At 76.3% G+C, this 2,925-nt stretch carries 2 protein-coding genes; one reads left to right on the top strand and one right to left on the bottom strand.

Annotation, left to right across the window (positions count from 1 at the left end; translation table 11 throughout):
- The coding region (locus FRZ03_RS10610; RefSeq protein ID WP_186785346.1) for an NPCBM/NEW2 domain-containing protein at window positions 1-430 on the top strand (430 nt) is incomplete at its 5' end.
- Here the strand turns inward: FRZ03_RS10610 and FRZ03_RS10605 are convergent.
- The coding region (locus FRZ03_RS10605; protein ID WP_146464911.1) for an ATP-binding protein at window positions 417-2,925 on the bottom strand (2,509 nt) is incomplete at its 5' end. The genes FRZ03_RS10610 and FRZ03_RS10605 overlap by 14 nt on opposite strands.

Genomic DNA, 2,925 nt, shown 5'->3' with positions numbered 1-2,925 from the left:
CTACCAGCTCAGCGAGCTGCGCTACGACGCGGACGGCGGTGGCACCGAGCCCGAGATCGCGCTCGGGGAGAGCAGCTGGGTGTGGCAGCGCCACGGCCTGTCGGTCGGCGGCGAGCAGTACGCGCGCGGGGCGACCGTCCGCGGCGACTCCTCGGTGACCGTCGTCCTCAACCGGCGGTGCACTGCCTACGACGCGCTCGCGGGGGTGGACGACATGACGCTCGGCCTCGGCAAGGTCTCCTTCGCCGTCTACGCCGACGGGGTCCCGCTGTGGCAGTCCGGGATGGTCAAGGGCCGCGACCAGGCCGTCCCCGTCCATGTGGACCTCACCGGGCGCACGACCGTGCGGCTCGTCGTACGGCCGCACAGCAACGCATTCGACCAGAACGCGCTGGCCGACTGGGCGGATTCCCGGTTCACCTGCGCGTAGCCGCCGTGTGCGCCCGCCGGATGTCGGCCAGGACCTGCGCCGGGCCGTAGCCCGCGCCCCGGGCCCGCTCGGCCGCGTACCGCTCGGCGGGCAGCGCCGCGCGGGCGCCGGCCAACACCCGGGCGGCCTCGGTGCGCTCGGGCTCGCTGCGCGGGCGGCCGTCGCGCCACCGGTCCGCGGCCTCGTACAGCCGGACCGCGCCCGGCAGATCGCCGAGCCGGGCCAGCAGACCGGCCGCGGTGTCCACCAGACCCCCGGTGATCCACTCGGCGCACCGCATGGCCACGGCCGTCTCCAGCGCCTCGGCCACGATCGGCAGGCCGTGCTCCGGGCCCGACTCCGCGGCCGTCAGCAGCGCCTCCACGGTCCGCAGGGCCGCCGCGAACTGCGGGGGCGCGGCCTCGCCGCGGGTCGCCTCGAACGTCGCGTCGTACAGCTCGCGGGCCTCGGCCGTCCTGCCGTCGTTCAGGGCGATGGAGGCACGCATCATCAGGGCGAAGGCATGGGCCTCCGTCACCGCGTAGCGGTCGGCGGCCGTCTCCGCCGCGGCCAGATGGGCGAGCGCGCCGTCCCGGTCGCCGGCGCGGTAGGCGATCTCCCCGAGCCGCGCCAGCAGGAACGGCGACTCCGCGTAGGCGCCCACCTCGTAGGCGAGGCGCAGCGCCTCCGCGTACTCGTCGCGCGCCTCGGCGTAACGGCCGCGCGCCATGGCCGTCTCACCGGCCGCGCTGCACACCTGGGCCCGCATCCAGCGGTCACCGACGCGGCGGCTGAGCGTCCGCAGCTCGGCCAGGTCCTCGTCCACGCCGTGCAGATTGCCCGGGGAGTCGACGAGCGCGTGGGTGCGGAACATCAGCATGACGCCGACCTCCCAGTCACCGCCGTACTTCCGGCAGTTGGCGACCGCCGGGTCGAGGTCCCGGCCCGCGTCCCCCGGGCCGCCCAGGTAGTAGGCGGTCAGCGGCCAGGTCATGCCGGGGAGGCGGGCGGCGTGCGGGCCGCCGTGCGCGTAGGCCGACCGGACCAGGGCGATGTAGCGCGGGCCCCGCTCGTTGTCGGTCAGCCGCGCGATCCGGCCCTCCGTGGTCAGGAACAGGTCGGACATCCGCAGGTCCATGCGGAGGGTGCGCAGCGGGTGCCCCCGCTCGCCGTCGGGCGCGGCGAGCAGGGCGCCGACGATGTCGGCCGACTCCATCAGGGCCGGCAGCCCGCCCTCGGGGGCGGCCCCGTCGCCGAGGGCGTCCAGGGCGATGCCCAGGCGGAGCACCCGGCGCGTCCAGGTGACGGCCTCCCGGCGGTGATTGCGCAGCCACCAGAACCAGCCCATGGCCAGGACGATCGCGCCCGCCTCGGCCTCGTCGCCGTCGCGCACCGCGCGGTCCAGGGCGGCCCGGATGTTGTCCAGGTCGGTCTCCAGACGGGCGATCCAGGGGAGTTGCTCCGCCGAGCGCAGCAGCGGCTCGGCCCGCTCGACCAGCGACCGCACCCAGGCGCGGTGGCGGCGCTCGGCGGCGGCGCGCAGCCCGGGGGTGTCGGCCGCGCGCTCGGTGGCGTACTCGTGGATGGTCTCCAGCATGCGGTAGCGCATGCCGCCGGGCGCGCCGGGGGCGTCCGGTGTGGCGACGACGAGGGACTTGTCGACCAGCGCCCCGATCAGCTCGGCCGCCGGGCCGGTGCACACGGCCTCGGCCGCCGCGAGGTCCCAGCCGCCGGCGAAGACGGACACCTCGCGCAGCACCGTGCGCTCGCGCTCGTCCAGCAGGTCCCAGGACCAGTCGACCACGGCACGCAGGGTCTGCTGGCGGGGCAGCACGGTACGGCTGCCGGAGGTGAGCAGCCGGAACCGGTCGTCGAGCCGGTCGGCGATCTGGCGCGGGGTCAGCAACCGGAGCCGGGCGGCGGCCAGTTCGATGGCGAGCGGCAGCCCGTCCAGGCGGCGGCAGATCTCCGCGACGGCGGCGGTGTCGCCGAGCACGTCGGCGTCGGGACGGGCCGCCTTCGCGCGCTCGGCGAAGAGCCGGTGCGCCTGTTCGGGGGCCAGGGGCTCGACCGGGCGCACCGACTCGCCGGGCACGCCCAGGGGTTCGCGGCTGGTGGCGAGGATGGTCAGCCCCGGGCAGTGGGTGAGGAGGGTCTCGGCGAGGGCGGCGGCCGCGTCGATGACGTGCTCGCAGTTGTCGAGGACCAGGAGCTGGGTGCGCGGGGCGCAGTACTCGATCAGCAGGGCGGTCGGGTCGTCGTGCTGGGCCGCCAGCTCGGTGTTCAGCAGCACGGTCTCGCGCAGCCCCAGCGCGCTGACGACGGCGTCGGGCACCGCCTCCGGCCGCTCCAGCGGGGCCAGTTCGACCAGCCAGGCGGGGGCGAGCGCGGCGGCGGCCTCCTCGGCGAGGCGGGTCTTCCCCGAGCCGCCCGGTCCGGTGAGGGTGACCAGGCGGAAGGCGCGCACGTCGGCGCGCACGGCGGCGAGTTCCGGTTCCCGGCCGACGAAGGAGGTG

It is taken from the genome of Streptomyces misionensis (assembly GCF_007896895.1).
GTDB lineage: Bacteria > Actinomycetota > Actinomycetes > Streptomycetales > Streptomycetaceae > Streptomyces > Streptomyces misionensis_A.
This window is presented reverse-complemented; position numbering and strand designations above follow the sequence as displayed.